The 15,192-nt window shown below is 38.3% G+C and carries 12 protein-coding genes; 8 read left to right on the top strand and 4 right to left on the bottom strand.

All coding sequences use genetic code 11. From position 1 onward, the window contains the following. Positions 1-157 precede the first annotated feature (157 nt). The 3 genes from EWU23_RS11930 to EWU23_RS11920 are packed head-to-tail and all read right to left on the bottom strand — an operon-like array spanning position 158 to position 2,474. The gene (locus tag EWU23_RS11930) at positions 158-1,039 is read right to left on the bottom strand and encodes an NAD kinase (RefSeq protein WP_166232477.1); all 882 of its coding nucleotides are present in this window, start codon (positions 1,037-1,039) and stop codon (positions 158-160) included. 2 nt (positions 1,040-1,041) lie between these two features. Then, complete coding sequence (locus EWU23_RS11925; RefSeq protein ID WP_166232475.1) at positions 1,042-1,710, bottom strand: CBS domain-containing protein; 669 nt, start codon at positions 1,708-1,710, stop codon at positions 1,042-1,044. A gap of 2 nt (positions 1,711-1,712) precedes the next feature. Continuing rightward, positions 1,713-2,474, bottom strand: coding sequence for an alpha/beta fold hydrolase (locus EWU23_RS11920; RefSeq protein WP_166232473.1), 762 nt, complete (start codon positions 2,472-2,474; stop codon positions 1,713-1,715). Positions 2,475-2,560: 86 nt separating this feature from the next. On the opposite strand from EWU23_RS11920, the gene EWU23_RS11915 reads away from it, so the two are divergent. From EWU23_RS11915 to EWU23_RS11905, 3 genes are all read left to right on the top strand, one after another. Then, complete coding sequence (locus tag EWU23_RS11915) at positions 2,561-3,769, top strand: FAD-dependent oxidoreductase (protein WP_166232471.1); 1,209 nt, start codon at positions 2,561-2,563, stop codon at positions 3,767-3,769. A 66-nt stretch (positions 3,770-3,835) separates the two neighbouring features. Beyond that, positions 3,836-5,152, top strand: coding sequence for a vanadium-dependent haloperoxidase (locus EWU23_RS11910; protein WP_166232469.1), 1,317 nt, complete (start codon positions 3,836-3,838; stop codon positions 5,150-5,152). Continuing rightward, the gene (locus EWU23_RS11905) at positions 5,145-5,537 is read left to right on the top strand and encodes a group III truncated hemoglobin (RefSeq protein ID WP_166232467.1); all 393 of its coding nucleotides are present in this window, start codon (positions 5,145-5,147) and stop codon (positions 5,535-5,537) included. The genes EWU23_RS11910 and EWU23_RS11905 overlap by 8 nt, the downstream gene beginning before the upstream one ends. 105 nt (positions 5,538-5,642) lie before the next feature. Here the strand turns inward: EWU23_RS11905 and EWU23_RS11900 are convergent, their stop codons facing one another. Next, the gene (locus EWU23_RS11900; protein WP_166232465.1) at positions 5,643-6,728 is read right to left on the bottom strand and encodes a DUF5009 domain-containing protein; all 1,086 of its coding nucleotides are present in this window, start codon (positions 6,726-6,728) and stop codon (positions 5,643-5,645) included. Positions 6,729-6,806: 78 nt separating this feature from the next. On the opposite strand from EWU23_RS11900, the gene EWU23_RS11895 reads away from it, so the two are divergent. From EWU23_RS11895 to EWU23_RS11875, 5 genes are all read left to right on the top strand, one after another. After that, positions 6,807-7,883: a GHMP family kinase ATP-binding protein gene (locus EWU23_RS11895; protein WP_166232463.1), complete on the top strand. Its 1,077-nt coding sequence runs from the start codon at positions 6,807-6,809 to the stop codon at positions 7,881-7,883. Positions 7,884-7,891: 8 nt separating this feature from the next. Next, a complete protein-coding gene (locus EWU23_RS11890; protein WP_166232461.1) occupies positions 7,892-8,758 on the top strand; it encodes a sugar phosphate nucleotidyltransferase in 867 nt (288 codons plus the stop codon). Positions 8,759-8,925: 167 nt separating this feature from the next. After that, a complete protein-coding gene (locus EWU23_RS11885) occupies positions 8,926-10,239 on the top strand; it encodes a gluconate:H+ symporter (RefSeq protein ID WP_166232459.1) in 1,314 nt (437 codons plus the stop codon). A gap of 206 nt (positions 10,240-10,445) precedes the next feature. Further along, positions 10,446-13,652 carry a SusC/RagA family TonB-linked outer membrane protein gene (locus EWU23_RS11880; protein WP_166232457.1) on the top strand — a complete coding sequence of 1,069 codons (3,207 nt, stop codon included), beginning with the start codon at positions 10,446-10,448 and terminating at the stop codon, positions 13,650-13,652. Positions 13,653-13,673: 21 nt separating this feature from the next. After that, positions 13,674-15,104, top strand: coding sequence for a SusD/RagB family nutrient-binding outer membrane lipoprotein (locus EWU23_RS11875; protein WP_166232455.1), 1,431 nt, complete (start codon positions 13,674-13,676; stop codon positions 15,102-15,104). The last annotated feature ends 88 nt before the right edge of the window (positions 15,105-15,192 follow it).

Below are 15,192 nucleotides of genomic sequence, written 5' to 3'. Positions count from 1 at the left end.
TGACACCTATTGCTTTTGAGAAAAAACTACTAAATTTAAATCAAGCTATAGGCTAAACAACTAAAGTACTTGAATATGAATCAAGTATAAGTGACATAAAACGGTCAACGTCATTCAGGCATTCACAATAAACCATTCACAATTTATAACTTATCATTTAATTCCTCGCGTCCAATCCCCAATTTAACTTGTTTCTAAGGGTTTGAAGGAAATCGTCTCCTGGTATTTTGATTAATCTAGCGGGGAAAGGTGCTTTTTGGACTTCTATACTAAACTGGCTATCCACCACTTTGGAGCGGGAATCAATGGAAATCAAAAAATTCTGACTACGGCTACTTACTTCAAATCGTAAATGGGTATCACTAGAAACCACCAAAGGTCGTACATTGAGGTTGTGCGGGCTCATAGGGGCAATGATGAAAATATCTGAGGTAGGCATCACCAATGGGCCACCGACCGACAAAGAATAACCTGTAGAGCCTGTTGCAGTGGATACAATTAAGCCATCTGCCCAATAGGAATTCAGGTAATTTCCGTCTACATAAGCTTTAATGACAATCATGGAAGAAGTATCTGTTTTCATAATACCGACTTCATTGAGGCCAAAAGATTTGTTTTCGAACAAATCTACTTCTGTTTTGACAGCCACTAAACCGCGTTCTTCTACGCGGTAATTTCCTTCGATTAAAAAATCCAAGGCTTGAGAAACTTCTTGAGGGGATATGGTAGCTAAAAAGCCTAATCTACCAGTATTGATACCTAAAATAGGTATCAATTTGTGACCTATATGGGTTAATGTTTCCAATAAGGTACCATCACCACCAATACTCCAAGCCATGTCCACTTGATTGGGCCCCTCGGTAGAAGAATAGGCTGGAATTTGGTCTACATCGAAATCATGTTCTAATAAATGCGCTTTGAAAACATCGGATAAGGTAATCTGGCAGTTTTTTGACTGAATATCTGCCCATAGGTCCTCCATCAGGTTTTTGGTTTCACCTGTAAATGGTTTTCCATGAATAGCGATTCGTAAACTCAAAACTAAGGGTTTAAGTATTTCAAAAGTAAATCAAATCGCATTTGATCAACATCTTCTTGTTGTCCAAACACAAATGCTTTTTCTATGACAATATCATGTCGTTCCAGACTTTTTACCAGATGAGAAAACTGATCGGTCTGAACTTGTATTACCCATTCGGGTAATGCCTGTGGATTTTTTTCGGAACGATGAAAGAAACTACGTACCATGAGGCCTTTATTTTCTTCTATGATCCGTAAAATGACACTCATGGAATCACGTTGAACATGAAAAGGGATGCGTAAAATCCCTCCATTTCTTCCCGTAAATCCTGATTGGAGAAACATGTGAGTAATCACATCCTGATGAATATAGCCCATCCAATTTCCCTCCTCATTCACAACAGGTAATAGGCTAAATCCTGTACTTTCAAAAAGCGGAAGACTAGCTAAAATATCTTCTTCCAATTCCAATTTGTCGTTTTGGAATTCCGGCTGAATATCTTTCAATTTGGCGGCTTGTGTAAGCTGCTGTGAAATTTGCAAGGCAGTAATGTTGCCGACCCATTTTTTGCCATCCAAAACACTTAATGCGGGCACTTTATGCCTCTCCATGGCCTTTAAAGCCTTCTGGAGGCTATCTTGCAAGGAAAGCGTGGGATAGTCAAAGGATAAATAGGATAAGACTAGCATAGTTAAACTTTCGTTTTTTGTAACCATTTGTCTAAAATGGCATTGAATTCGTCTGGTCTTTCCATCATAGGAGCATGACAACATTTATCAATAAACTGAAGTTCTGAACCTTGAATTAATTGATTGAATTCATGTCCAACTTGCGGAGGCGTAATGGTATCATTTAATCCCCAAATCAAAAGAGTAGGGGTGTTAATACGGACAATATCCTTGGCCATATTATTCCTTTGAGCTGATTTAGCAATGGCAATAATGCGCATCACCTTAGGTATGCTATTGGTAATTTCAAAAACTTCGTCCACCAATTCTTTGCTGGCCGTTTTAGGGTCATAAAAGGTGTATTCTACTCTTTCTTTGATGTATCCGTAATTGCCCCGCTTGGGATAGGAACCACCCATGGTATTTTCAAAAAGTCCAGAAGAACCCGTTAAAATGAGTCTTTGTATTTTCTCTGGATGTCTAAGGGTATAAATTAATGCCACATGGCCACCCAAAGAATTTCCTATCAGGCTGAATTTATCCAATTGTTTTAAGGCAACAAAATTTTCTATAAAAGCGGTTAGTCCTTCACAGCCCGCCTCTTTGATGGGCATCTCGTGAATGGGCATAAGTGGTATAATGATGCGGTAATTTGATTTAAAGTAGGAAATCACACTTTCCCAGTTACTTAAAGCTCCAAAAAGCCCGTGTAACATCAATAATATTTCCCCTTTACCCTCGTCGATATAGTGATAACCGTTTTCCTCCTTAATTTTGTAATTCATTCCAGGGAATCATTTAATATGCAAAGTAATAAAAAAGACTTTAAACTTTTGTAAGTTCAAAGAGTTTGTTTAAATATAAATTTATCATGAAACCAATCGTCATAATCGGGGCGGGTATTGCAGGCTTACAAGCAGCCAATGTGTTGCATGAAGCGGGGATTTCATTTGTCTTACTCGAAAAACAAGCTCATGTAGGTGGTAGGGTGCAAAGTGAACATTTTCAAGGTTTTACCTTAGATCATGGATTTCAAGTTTTACAAACTTCTTATCCCGAAGTTCAGCAAAGTTTGCGATTGCCGGATTTGGATTTATCTTATTTTGATTCGGGTGCATATTGGTGGAAAGAAAATGCTTGGCATCGTTTTTTTAGTCCTTGGCATGATTCATTTTCTCTACTCCGAGCCTTAGGAGATGGAATCATCAGCATACCTGATTTGGTTAAATTGGCTAAACTTTGGTTGCAAATTCAATTGGATGCCAAGCCATTATCTACGAGTCCTTTAAGTACCATGGAGTATATACATTCGCTTCATTTTTCTCCAACATTCCAAGAAGGATTTTTAAAGCCATTTTTTTATGGAATTTTCCTTGATGAGACTTTATCGCAACCTGCTTCTTTATTTGTCTTTTATTTAAAGCAATTTTTAGAAGGGAGAGCCGCACTTCCACAAGGTGGTATAAGGGCTATTTCAGAGCAATTGTTGAAGGCTTTGCCGGCAGACTCTGTTCGGTTGAATATTGAAGTGGAAAGTATTCTAGATGGGAAGGTGGTTTTGAAAAATGGGGACGTGATAGCATGTTCTAAAATTATTTTGGCTGCAAACCCAACAGCGGCAGCTGCTTTATTGGACATTCCTTTGGCCAAAGGAGCTATTTTGCAGAGTAAAACATTCTATTTTTCAGCCGATACTTTTCCTAATGAAGGTAAATTATTACACTTGGTTCCTAAAACGGATGAATCGAACATTTTGCACTTCGCTTGTTTAAGTAAGGTCAATCCATATTATGCTCCGGTAGGGAAGGAATTGATTTCTGTGACTACTTTGAAAACGGATATTTCAGAAAAAGAGGTTTTAAAGGAATTGAGCCAATACTTAGGACAAGAAAAGTTGAATTGGGATTTTTTAAAGGCTTATTCCATACCAGAATCGCTGTCTAAACAAGGATTTTGGAAGTTTATCAAGCAGAAAGCCCATAAAAAAAGTATTATTCTCACGGGAGATTACACACAATATCCATCTCTGCAAGCCGCATTTGCCTCTGGTCGCTTGGCAGCTGAGGCGGCCATTAACTGATTTTTGTCAATGTTTCCATTCTAATTATAAGTATTGGTATATTTGTCTTTTGAAAAATTAAGCCCAATGAAGAGATATATTATTTTGTTTGTTGCTTTATGGTTTTCTGCTTGTAAATCGGATAATTCAAATTATCAGGAAGAAGCTGCTAATCCTGAATTTTTGATTCGTTCTGAGGTTATGCTGACAGAGAGTATCATTCATGATATTTTTGCTCCGCCAGTTTCATCCAGAATTTACATGTATGCCAGTATAGCGGGTTATGAAGCAGCTGTACACGGTAACAAGGGGTATCATTCTTTAGTAGGTCAATTGAATGGATTTGAGAAAGTAGCTCAACCAAAGGCTGGGGAGGAATATTGCTTTTCTTTAGCTTCCGTTAGAGCTTATTTAGCGGTAGGCAAAAAGTTAACTTTTGCGCAAGAACTATACGAGGAATTTGACAAAAAATTAGAGGCGGATTATAAGAAAATTGGTATTCCGGATGATGTGTATGAGCGTTCCATTGCGTTTGGAGATTCGGTGGCAGAATCCATCATGAAGTATGCTTCGAAGGATAATTATAAGCAAACCAGAGGTTTTCGATTTACCGTAACCAATTTGCCAGGAACTTGGACACCAACACCACCAGCTTACATAGATGCCGTGGAGCCATACTGGACCAAAATCAGGCCAGCTGTATTGGATTCTTCTTCACAATTCAGAGCGCCTGAACCAAGTAAATTTGATTTGACTAAAGGCAGTCCTTATCATAAGGAGGTCATACAAGTTTATGAAACAGGTAAGAATCTAACCAATGAACAGCGGGATATAGCTAATTTTTGGGATTGTAACCCTTTCAAAATGAATATTACCGGACATGCCATGTTTGCGACCAAGAAGATGTCGCCAGGGGGGCATTGGTTGGGGATTGCAGGACAAGTTTCTAGACAATTGAAAAAGAATTACATAGAGACAGCTGAAGCTTTTGCTTTAACTTCCATTGCCATTTTTGATGGTTTTATTTCCTGCTGGGATGAAAAGTATCGTTCAATTCGAATCCGTCCTGAAACGGTAATCAACGCTTCCATTGATAAAACTTGGATGCCTGTTTTACAAACACCTCCTTTTCCTGAATATACTTCCGGTCATAGTACCATATCTGGCTCTGCCGCTGTGGTTTTAACTAAGATTTTTGGGGAAAATGTAGCATTTAATGATTCTACAGAAATTCCTTATGGATTGCCTCCAAGGAAATTTACATCATTTACCCAGGCCTCAGATGAGGCTTCGATCAGTCGACTTTATGGGGGAATTCACTTTTGGCCAGCTTTGGATGAAGGGGCAAAACAAGGACACAAAGTAGGATCTTGGTTGATTCAAACCATAAAGACACATGATTAAAAGTGATATTGCTTCAAAAGAAGACATTCGAATATTGGTTAATGCTTTTTATAAAAGTATGACATCGGACGACTTGGTAGGGCATATTTTTTTAGATGTGATGCATGTAGACTGGGACCATCATTTGCCTAAGATGTATGACTTCTGGGAAATGCTTTTATTGGATGGCCATTCTTACAAAGGTGCTCCCATGCAGCCTCATTTATTAGTAAATCAAATTGTACCACTGACCAAGGCTCATTTTGAGCATTGGATTTTATTATTTACCAAAACAATAGATGCTTTATTTGAGGGGCCCAAGGCAGAAGAAGCTAAGACAAAAGCTTTCAATATAGCGCAAACTTGGGCATATAAGTTTGATTATATGAACAAGTTGGATAAATAAGTAGATTATCAATTAGTAGAAGAAAAAAAACGGTATTTTTGCTTTTTTTGAAGAGTTTTAAAACAACGCTGTCAAGGTTTTAAACCTTGACAGCGTTGTTCATTACTACAAAGAGATGTAGATTTTGTGCTTATCAAACCAAACGGCAATTCCTCCAATGATACCAAGGACTACTAAGGAATTTACTAGTTCAGCGATATTTTCTGTGACATGAATTTTCTCTAGAAAACCGCCCACAAATACCAAGGATGCTTTATTTAACCATTGAGGGCCTACAGATTCAAAAAACAAATAGATGAAAATAGAATTCTTTCCAAAGGATAAAATATAATCAGGGGCTGGTATGATGGGTTTACTTCGTTCCCAATTCAAATAAAAGGCGGCCATCATCAAGGCAACCCAACCTCCAGAAGCTAATGTAAAGGAAAGTGTCGCTGTTCTTTTGATAATCGGGATGCCAGCAAAATCAAGTCCATAGCCTACTAAGATGCCTAAAATGCCTAGTCCAAGTAAAGTGCGGATTACTATTTGATGGGAAGTGCTTCGATGAATGATTCGACCAATTAATGCTCCCCAAATGGTGTGTGCTGCCGTGGGGATGCAATTAATAGCTATCCAATGCCCCCCACTTAATTTACCCATTAAGAGCATATCCATATAAGAACCAAAATTCTTGTCGGGAGTATATGGTTCATTGTATCCAGAAATATCACTAAAGACGTATAAACTATGAGATAATAAAAGCAAAAGCAACGATGCAGCAATTTGAAGCGGAATAGAAAAACGCAATAAAAAAAAGGCAATGATGGTAGTAACCGACAGCTGAGTAAGCACATTCCATAATTCAAAAACGAGTTTTTCTTTGCCTAGGCAATGTAATCCTGTTCCAAACAAAAATAATAATAAGGAACGCTTTAAAACCTTGGGCCAAAGCGTCAGGTATGTATCCCCATTATCTAACCTTTTGTAGGTAGAAAAATACAAGGCGGCCCCGGCAATCATCATAAATCCAGGTTGGATTAAGTCCCAGAAATGTAATCCTTGCCATTTAACATGGAAAAATTGAGTAATGATGAAATTGTCAGGGAAGAGATTGTCCAGATTATGGTACAAATCGGTACTTTCCGCAGCAAGTAGAAATAGGATAAAGCCTCGGAAATAATCGACGGATGGGATGCGCTTCGTAATCATCGATAGTATTTAAGTGTTTCAAAGGTAAGGTATTTTTTTAAATCTAATTTGTACTTTTGTTATACATTAAAATTTAGCATGATTGTTTCAACTCCCGGTCGGATTTGCTTGTTTGGCGAACATCAAGATTATTTAGGATTACCTGTTATTGCGGCGGCAATTTCGAAAAGAATACAGATGAAAGGCCAATTTAGGGCCGATAAAACCGTTCGATTTTCTCTGCCAGATGTAGATGCTGTTGAAGAATTTGAATTGAATTTTCCTTTGACATATACCAAAGAGAGGGATTACTTCAAGAGTGTATGCAATGTGTTACATCGTAAAGGGCATTCCCTTGAAAAAGGCTTAGAGATCGAAGTGCGAGGCAATATTCCTATCAATTCAGGGACGTCAAGTTCCTCCGCCATGATTGTTTCTTGGGTGAAGTTCTTATGTGAAATGTATCAAATACCTGCTACGCAAAAAGAAATAGGGGAAATAACCTATGAAGCAGAGGTATTGGAATTTACCGAGCCTGGGGGGATGATGGACCAATATTCTACTGCCGTGGGAAATGTGATATTTTTGGAAAGTAGACCCAAAATAGCGATAGAAACCTACGCACGTGATTTAGGCACTTTTGTACTGGGGGATTCTTTAGAAGCCAAAGATACCTTGAAAATTTTAGCCCACGTGAAGTTTGGCATGTTGAGTGGATTGGGGAAAATACAACGAGTAAATGCTGATTTTGATTTAGAAAAAGCTAGTTTGGAAGATTGTTTAGCTTATCAATCTATTTTGACAGCATCAGAATGGATATTATTACAAGCCAATATCTCCGATCGTGATATTTTATTGGAAGCCAAAGAGATGTTTGAAGGTAAATCGGATTGGAGTGATGTGAAATTAGGAGACTTGTTGAATCGCCATCAAGTAAACTTAAGAGAGCATAAGAAGATTTCTACCGCAAAAATTGATCGAATGATACAGGCATCTTTGGATGCTGGAGCTTTAGGAGCTAAGATCAATGGCTCTGGAGGAGGAGGCTGTATGTTTGCTTATGCGCCAGCACATCCAGAAAAAGTGGTTGAGGCCATTGAAAAAGAAGGAGGAAAGGCCTACATCATTCGAGTAGACGAAGGTACCAAAGTGGAAAAAGAAAGTTTGTTTTATTAATCCAAGACATGAAAAAGAGATTATTGATTTTAGCAGGAGGGATGGCTTCTCGCATGAAGAAAGCCCTGTCAGAGGGGAGCGATTTAGATCCAAATTTGGTGGCACAAGCAAATTCTGTCACCAAGGGGATGATTCAAGTAGGGAAAAATGGGAAGACATTAATTGATTACCAATTGTACAATGCACATTTGGCAGGGATAGAGGAAGTGTTGTTATTATTGCATCCTACAGATCAAATTACTCAGGAGTATTGCGAGGATTTAATGTCTCGTGATGCTTGTTGGGGATTGAAAATTGTGTTTGCTCGTCAACAAATACCTGCCGATCGTGAAAAGCCAGCAGGAACAGCAGATGCGGTTTACCAAGCTTTAATGCAACATGCAGATTGGCAGTATGGTCGCGTGATTGTGTGTAACTCAGATAATTTATATTCCGTTCATGCTTTGAAAACGCTTTGGTCAACAGACCATGCTCAAGCTTTGATTTCCTACCATCGGGATAGTTTATTGTATCCAGCCGAAAGAATTTCAGCCTTTGCTTTGATTCGTACAGATGCCGCTGGCTATTTGTTGGAAATCATTGAGAAACCTACTGCACAGCAAGCCGAAGAGTTAATGGCACAACAAGGAAGATTGGGAGTTAGTATGAATATTTTCGTCTTTGAAGCTTCTACCTTTTTACCCTATTTAGCCAAAACACCTTTTCATCCAATTAGAAACGAAAAGGAATTACCTACTTCAGTTGCCTTATTTGGTGAGGGTACTGGTCAAGGATTTTTTGCTATTCCTTTAGCAGAAAATGTACCAGATTTAACTTCCAAAGAAGACATCTTAGTGATGCAAAAATATTTGGAAGATACTTATGGTGATTTTTAATCAATTGTGAGGTTAAAAATAGCGTGGATTTGTCGGCATTCGAATTAAGAATGCTGAAATGTAGGATCCATTCTATATATTTGGGATCAAATGGAGTATTTTGAAGAAAAAATAAGCTTTTACTAATAATTCCAATACTCCATTTAATCACTCTATACCATTACCTTATGACTATCGCCATCGTCGTTTTATGTATTTGCCTTTTAGTGTTCTTAATTACGTATCAAAAGGTCAATGCGTTCATCGCATTTTTAATCATTAGTTTAACGACAGGCTATTTATTGGGTTTGCCACTTGGGGAATTAGCTAAATCAGTTCAAAAAGGAATAGGCGACACCTTAGGGTCATTAGTTACCATCATCGTATTAGGAGCCATGTTAGGGAAACTGGTAGCGAGTAGTGGAGCAGCTCAGCAAATTTCGGGTAGTTTAATTCAGGCATTTGGTCAAAAAAACATGGCCTGGGGTTTAATGCTTACTGGTTTTATCATTGGAATTCCTTTGTTTTATAATGTAGGCTTTGTGTTGATGATTCCATTGATATTTGCCTTGGTTCATCAATTTAAATTACATCCTTTAGTGACAGGAATCCCCATGATGGCATCCTTATCCGTGGCCCATGGCTTTCTTCCTCCGCATCCTTCTCCAGCAGCCTTAGTGGCTCAGTTTGATGCCAATATGGGAACTACCTTATTTTATGGGATTATCGTTTCCATCCCAGCCATCATTTGTGCAGGACCTCTATTTTCTAAAACATTAACAAAATTGCCGATACGTTCATTAAAAGCATTTCAGGGGGAACCTATTCCTGAATCTAAATTACCAAGCAGAGCTGCAAGTTTCATTACAGCATTGTTTCCTGTATTTCTTTTGGTGGTTACAACCTTAGCTGACTTGAAAATAGATAAAAGTTCGGCTTTGACTCCATTGATTCATTTAATTGCTGATCCATCCATGGTGATGTTGATTGCCATCTGTGTAGCTACCTATACTTTGGGTTTACGCATGGGTAAAAAAATGGAAGAGATTATGGTCATATATACGGATGCGGTAAAAGATGTCGCCATGATATTATTAATTATTGCAGGTGCTGGATCTTTGAAAGAAGTATTACTGGTTTCTGGTGTAAGTAAGGAAATAGCGGGTTATTTGCAAACATTACCATTCCCTCCTTTGGTATTAGGATGGCTTATGGCGGCGATTATCCGAGTTTGTGTGGGTTCTGCGACTATAGCAGGCTTAACAGCAGCGGGCATGATTTACCCGATTGTTTCCACGGGTTTAGTCAATCCTAACTTGATGGTATTGAGTATAGGAGCAGGAAGTCTAATGTTTTCACATGTCAATGATACGGGCTTCTGGTTATTTAAAGAATACTTTAATCTCTCGGTTAAAGAGACAATTCGCTCCTGGTCACTCATGGAAAGTATTGTATCCATTGTTGGCCTTATCGGAGTACTAATTTTGAATCAATTTATTTAATGGAGAATTTGTAATTTTTTAATATAAAATAGAGTAGAATTAATTCTCCTCGGAAAAATTCAAAATCTAATTTTGTCAAATAGCGTGTTATAACGCTTTGTGGCTTGTAAAATTGTGTTTATGCGCAATTTTCTTTGGTATCTATTGGAAAATTTATAATTTGCCAAAGTTTTCAAATTATTATTTCATTAAATAAACTAATCAACATGAAAAAACTCTTACTAGTGATGGCACTAGTAACGACTGCTTGCAGTTCGTTGCTAGCCCAATCAAGGGTGGTTACCGGTAAAGTAACTGCTTCAGAGGATGGCACTGCGCTTCCAGGCGTTAGTGTTAGTCTAAAAGGTACCTCGCGTGGTGTTACTACCACCGCTGACGGTTCTTACAAAATCAGTGTTGACAACGGAGCGGCTCTTCAGTTCTCCTTTGTTGGTTACAAGCCACAAACAATTACTGTAGGAAGTCAAAGCACTATTAACGTAGTGTTAGTAACTGATGCAGCAGAGTTGAGTGAGGTAGTTGTAACAGCCTTAGGTTTAACACGTACTAAAAACTCATTACCTTATGCTGCTCAGCAGGTTAAGGGAGATGAATTAACTCGTGTTAGATCAGGTAATGCATTTTCTGCTTTGTCAGGTAAAGTAGCAGGTCTTCAAATTATCCAAGGTAACGCGATTGGTGGTTCTACCAACGTCGTTATTCGTGGTAATAAGTCCTTAACTGGTAACAACCAGGCTTTATTTGTGGTAGATGGTGTGCCAGTAGATAATTCAAACAAAAATACCACCAACCAGCAGACTGGTCGTGGAGGTTATGATTACGGTAATGCGGCAGCAGATATTAACCCAGATGATATTGAGTCTATGACGGTATTGAAAGGTGCAGCTGCAACAGCGCTTTACGGTTCTCGTGCATCGAATGGTGTTATCATGATTACAAGCAAGAAAGCTAAGAAAGGTTTAGGATTGACAGTTAATGCTGGTTTAACCGTAGGAACTATCGACAAATCTACTTTTGCTACTTACCAAAACCAATATGGTGCTGGTTATTCTGATCCATATCAAAAAGACGGTTTCTTGTATTTTGATGCCAATGGTGATGGTACAAAAGATTTAGTTATCAATACAGCAGAAGATGCTTCTTATGGAACTAAATTTAATCCTGCTTTAATGGTTTACCAATGGGATTCATTTGATCCAGCTGGTTCAAACTACTTGAAAGCGAAGCCTTATGTAGCTGCTACCAATACCCCAGCTAAATTTTATGAGACGGCTATTTCAAATAACGTGAACGTGCAATTAGACGGAGCTACTGATCAAGGTACTTTCAAATTAGGTTACACACGTAACGATGAGCGTGGTACTTTACCAAACTCAAATGTGACGAAGAACATCATGAACTTAGCGGGTTCTTACAATATTTCGAAGAAAATTACCGCATCAGCTGCTGCTAACTTCTCAGTTATTGAAGGAAAAGGCCGTTATGGTTCTGGTTATAGTGGTTTGAACGTTAACCAAAACTTCCGTCAGTGGTATCAGACTAACGTAGATATCTTAGACCAAAAAGAAGCTTATTTCAGAAATCAACAAAACGTAACTTGGAACTGGTCTGATCCATCTTCTGCAGCAGGTTTGAAACCTATCTATACAGATAACTACTATTGGACTCGTTACCAAAACTACCAGAATGATACTCGTTCTCGTCTTTTCGGAAATGCGATGTTGAACTACAAAGCAGCTGACTTCTTGAATTTCATGGGTCGTGTTACTGTAGATACTTACAATGAATTCCAAGAGGAGCGTATTGCAGTTGGTAGCCAAGGTGTTCCAGCTTACAGCCGTTTCGATCGTACTTTCCAAGAGCTTAACTACGATTTGATGGGTAACTTTGATAAGGAAATTTTAACTGGCTTGAATTTGAAAGCACTAGCTGGTTTGAATTTACGTAAATCATATATCCGTTCGATCTCGGCTGCTACGAATGGTGGTTTGATCGTACCAGGTTTATACTCGATTGCTAACTCAAGAGGTACCGTTTCTGCTCCGACAGAAAACTATAATCCACGTGAGGTATTTGGTGTATTTGGAGGTTTGACTTTCACTTACAAAGATTTCTTAACCTTAGATGGAACTATCCGTCAGGATAAGTCTTCTACTTTGCCTGTGGCAAATAATGCTTATTTATACTATGCTGGTTCAGCTAGTTGGTTATTCTCTCACCACATTGAAGATCTTCCTTGGTTGACATCAGGTAAATTGAGAATGAACTACGCAACAGTAGGAAATGATGCTCCTTGGGGATCAATTAAGAACGTATATGACAAACCAGATCCTTTTGGTTCAACCATCTTGTTCTCAGCTCCATCGACTCAGAATAACCCATTCTTGAAGCCAGAGCAAACTCAAAGTAAAGAGATTGGTTTAGAAATGTCATTCTTGCAAAATCGTTTAGGTTTTGACTTTACTTATTACCACACAAACACATTAGATCAAATCTTACCTGCATCCGTTTCTTCTGCAACAGGTTTCTCTAGTACATATGTAAATGCTGGTAACATCCAAAACAAAGGTTTTGAAGTTAGCTTATATGCTAGCCCAATCAAAACAGCTGATTTCTCTTGGAATGTGAATGTAAACTGGACTAAGAATACAAGTTTAGTATTGAGCTTGTACAATGATAGCCAAAACTTACAATTAGCTTCTTTCCAAGGTGGTGTTAGCTTAAATGCTACAGTAGGTCAACCTTACGGTATCTTACAAGGTAAAACTTGGAAGACGTTAAACGGTCAAAAATTAGTGAAAGCTAATGGACGTTACGATGTAACTGCTACAACAACGAATAATATCGGTAATGTTAATCCAGATTGGATCGGTGGTATCAACAACTCATTCAAATACAAGAATGTGACATTGAACTTCTTGATTGATATGAAGCGTGGTGGTAGTGTATTTTCTTTGGATCAATACTACGGTCAAGCAACAGGAGTTTATCCTGAGTCAGTGGTTATCAATGACAAAGGCAACCCATCTCGCTCATCTATCGCTGAAGGTGGTGGTGTAATCATGCCAGGTGTTTTAGCTGATGGTTCTGTTAACACAGTTCGTGTAGAGAATGATTATGGTACTTTTGGTTATGCATATAACCCGGCAGCTGCTTTCGTTTACGATGCTAGCTATATCAAGTTAAGAGAAGCAAACATTGTTTACTCTTTGCCAAGTTCAGTTGTACGTAAATTGGGAGGTGTTAAAGGTGTTGATCTGTCTATTTTCGGAAGAAACTTATGGATCATCCAGAAATATGTTCCTTATGCTGATCCTGAAGAAAACCTTTCTGCTGGTAACGTCCAAGGAAATCAATCGGGTGCATATCCAACTACTCGTTCGATTGGATTTAACATCAAATTATTATTCTAATTATCCTAAAATTTGATAAAGATGAAAAAAATATTTTTAGTTTTTGTACCACTTTTGCTTCTTGCATCGGCTTGTACAGAAGATATTTCTCAATTAAATATTGAGACTAAAAGGCCAGCTGCAGTGCCAGCTCCTACCTTGTTCTCGAATGCAGTTAAGACCATTTCTGGTTCTTTAGCTTCTCCTAGTGTGAATACCAACGTATTCCGTTTTACTGTGAGTCACTGGGCTATGTCAACTTATCAAGATGAAGCTCAATATGATTTTGCTACACGTAACATTCCTCAAGGATGGTGGACATCGATGTACCGTGATGTTATTGCGGATTTACGTGAGTCTGCTAAATTGATCAATGCTGATGCATCTTTAGTTCCTGCAGAGAAAGCCAATAAATTAGCGATTATCGATATCATGGAAGTGTATACCTACAGTATTTTAGTGAATACTTTTGGTAATATTCCTTACTCGGAGTCGTTAAATCCTGCTATCTTATTTCCAAAATACGATGATGCAAAAACCATTTCTACGGATTTAATCAATCGTTTGAATGCTGATATTACTAAAATCAATACTTCAGCAGCAGGATTTGCTTCAGGAGAAGACTTGATTTACAAAGGATCAGTAGCTAAATGGTTGAAGTTTGCTAACACGCTTCGTATGAAGATTGGTATGGTTCAAGCGGATGTTGATGCATCTGTTGCAAAATCTGCAGTAGAAGCTTCTGATGCTGGTGCAATCTCTGCAGCAGCTGATAATGGTTTGTTTACTTACATGGCTGCTTCACCTAACCAAAATCCATTATATGTGGATATCGTATTAGGTGGTCGTTCTGACTATATCGCTGCGAAAGATTTGATGGACAAATTATTAGGATGGAATGATCCTCGTACAAGTGCTTACTTTACTCCAAACAATGCAGGTGTTTACGCTGGTGGTATTGTTGGAAAAGGAAATACCTATGTTGATTTCTCTCGTGCTGGTACTAAAATCATTGACGCTTCGGCTCCATGTGTTTTAGCGGATTATGTTGAAACTGAATTCTTACGTGCTGAAGCTAAAGAAAGAGGATTTAATGTAGCTGGTACTGCTGAATCCCACTACAACAATGCGATTCGTGCTTCTATTATCTATTGGGGTGGTACAACTGCTGATGCTGATGCTTATTTAGCACAGCCTTCAGTGGCTTATGCAACGGCTGCTGGTGATTGGAAACAAAAAATCGGTACTCAAAAGTGGCTTGCTTTATACAACAGACCATACGAAGGATGGGTTGAGATTCGTCGTTTAGACCAACCTAAGATTGCTGCTCCAGTAGGTGCAAAGTCTGGTTTCCCAACGCGTTTAACTTATGCAGCTAATGAGCAGACTTTGAACGGTGCTAATTATACAGCTGCTGCTTCTGCTATTGGAGGAGACGTTGTTACAACTAAATTGTATTGGGATAAATTCTAGTCAAATTTAGATTTTACCTATTTTTAAAAGGGAACTTCGAAAGAAGGTCCCTTTTTTTTGTTTAAAATTTTACAAAACATTTTTATAT

The sequence above is a fragment of the Aquirufa beregesia genome (assembly GCF_011090385.1).
In the GTDB taxonomy this organism is placed as follows: domain Bacteria; phylum Bacteroidota; class Bacteroidia; order Cytophagales; family Spirosomataceae; genus Aquirufa; species Aquirufa beregesia.
Note: the sequence above shows the minus strand (reverse complement) of the source record. Positions and strands in the feature narration are given on the sequence as shown.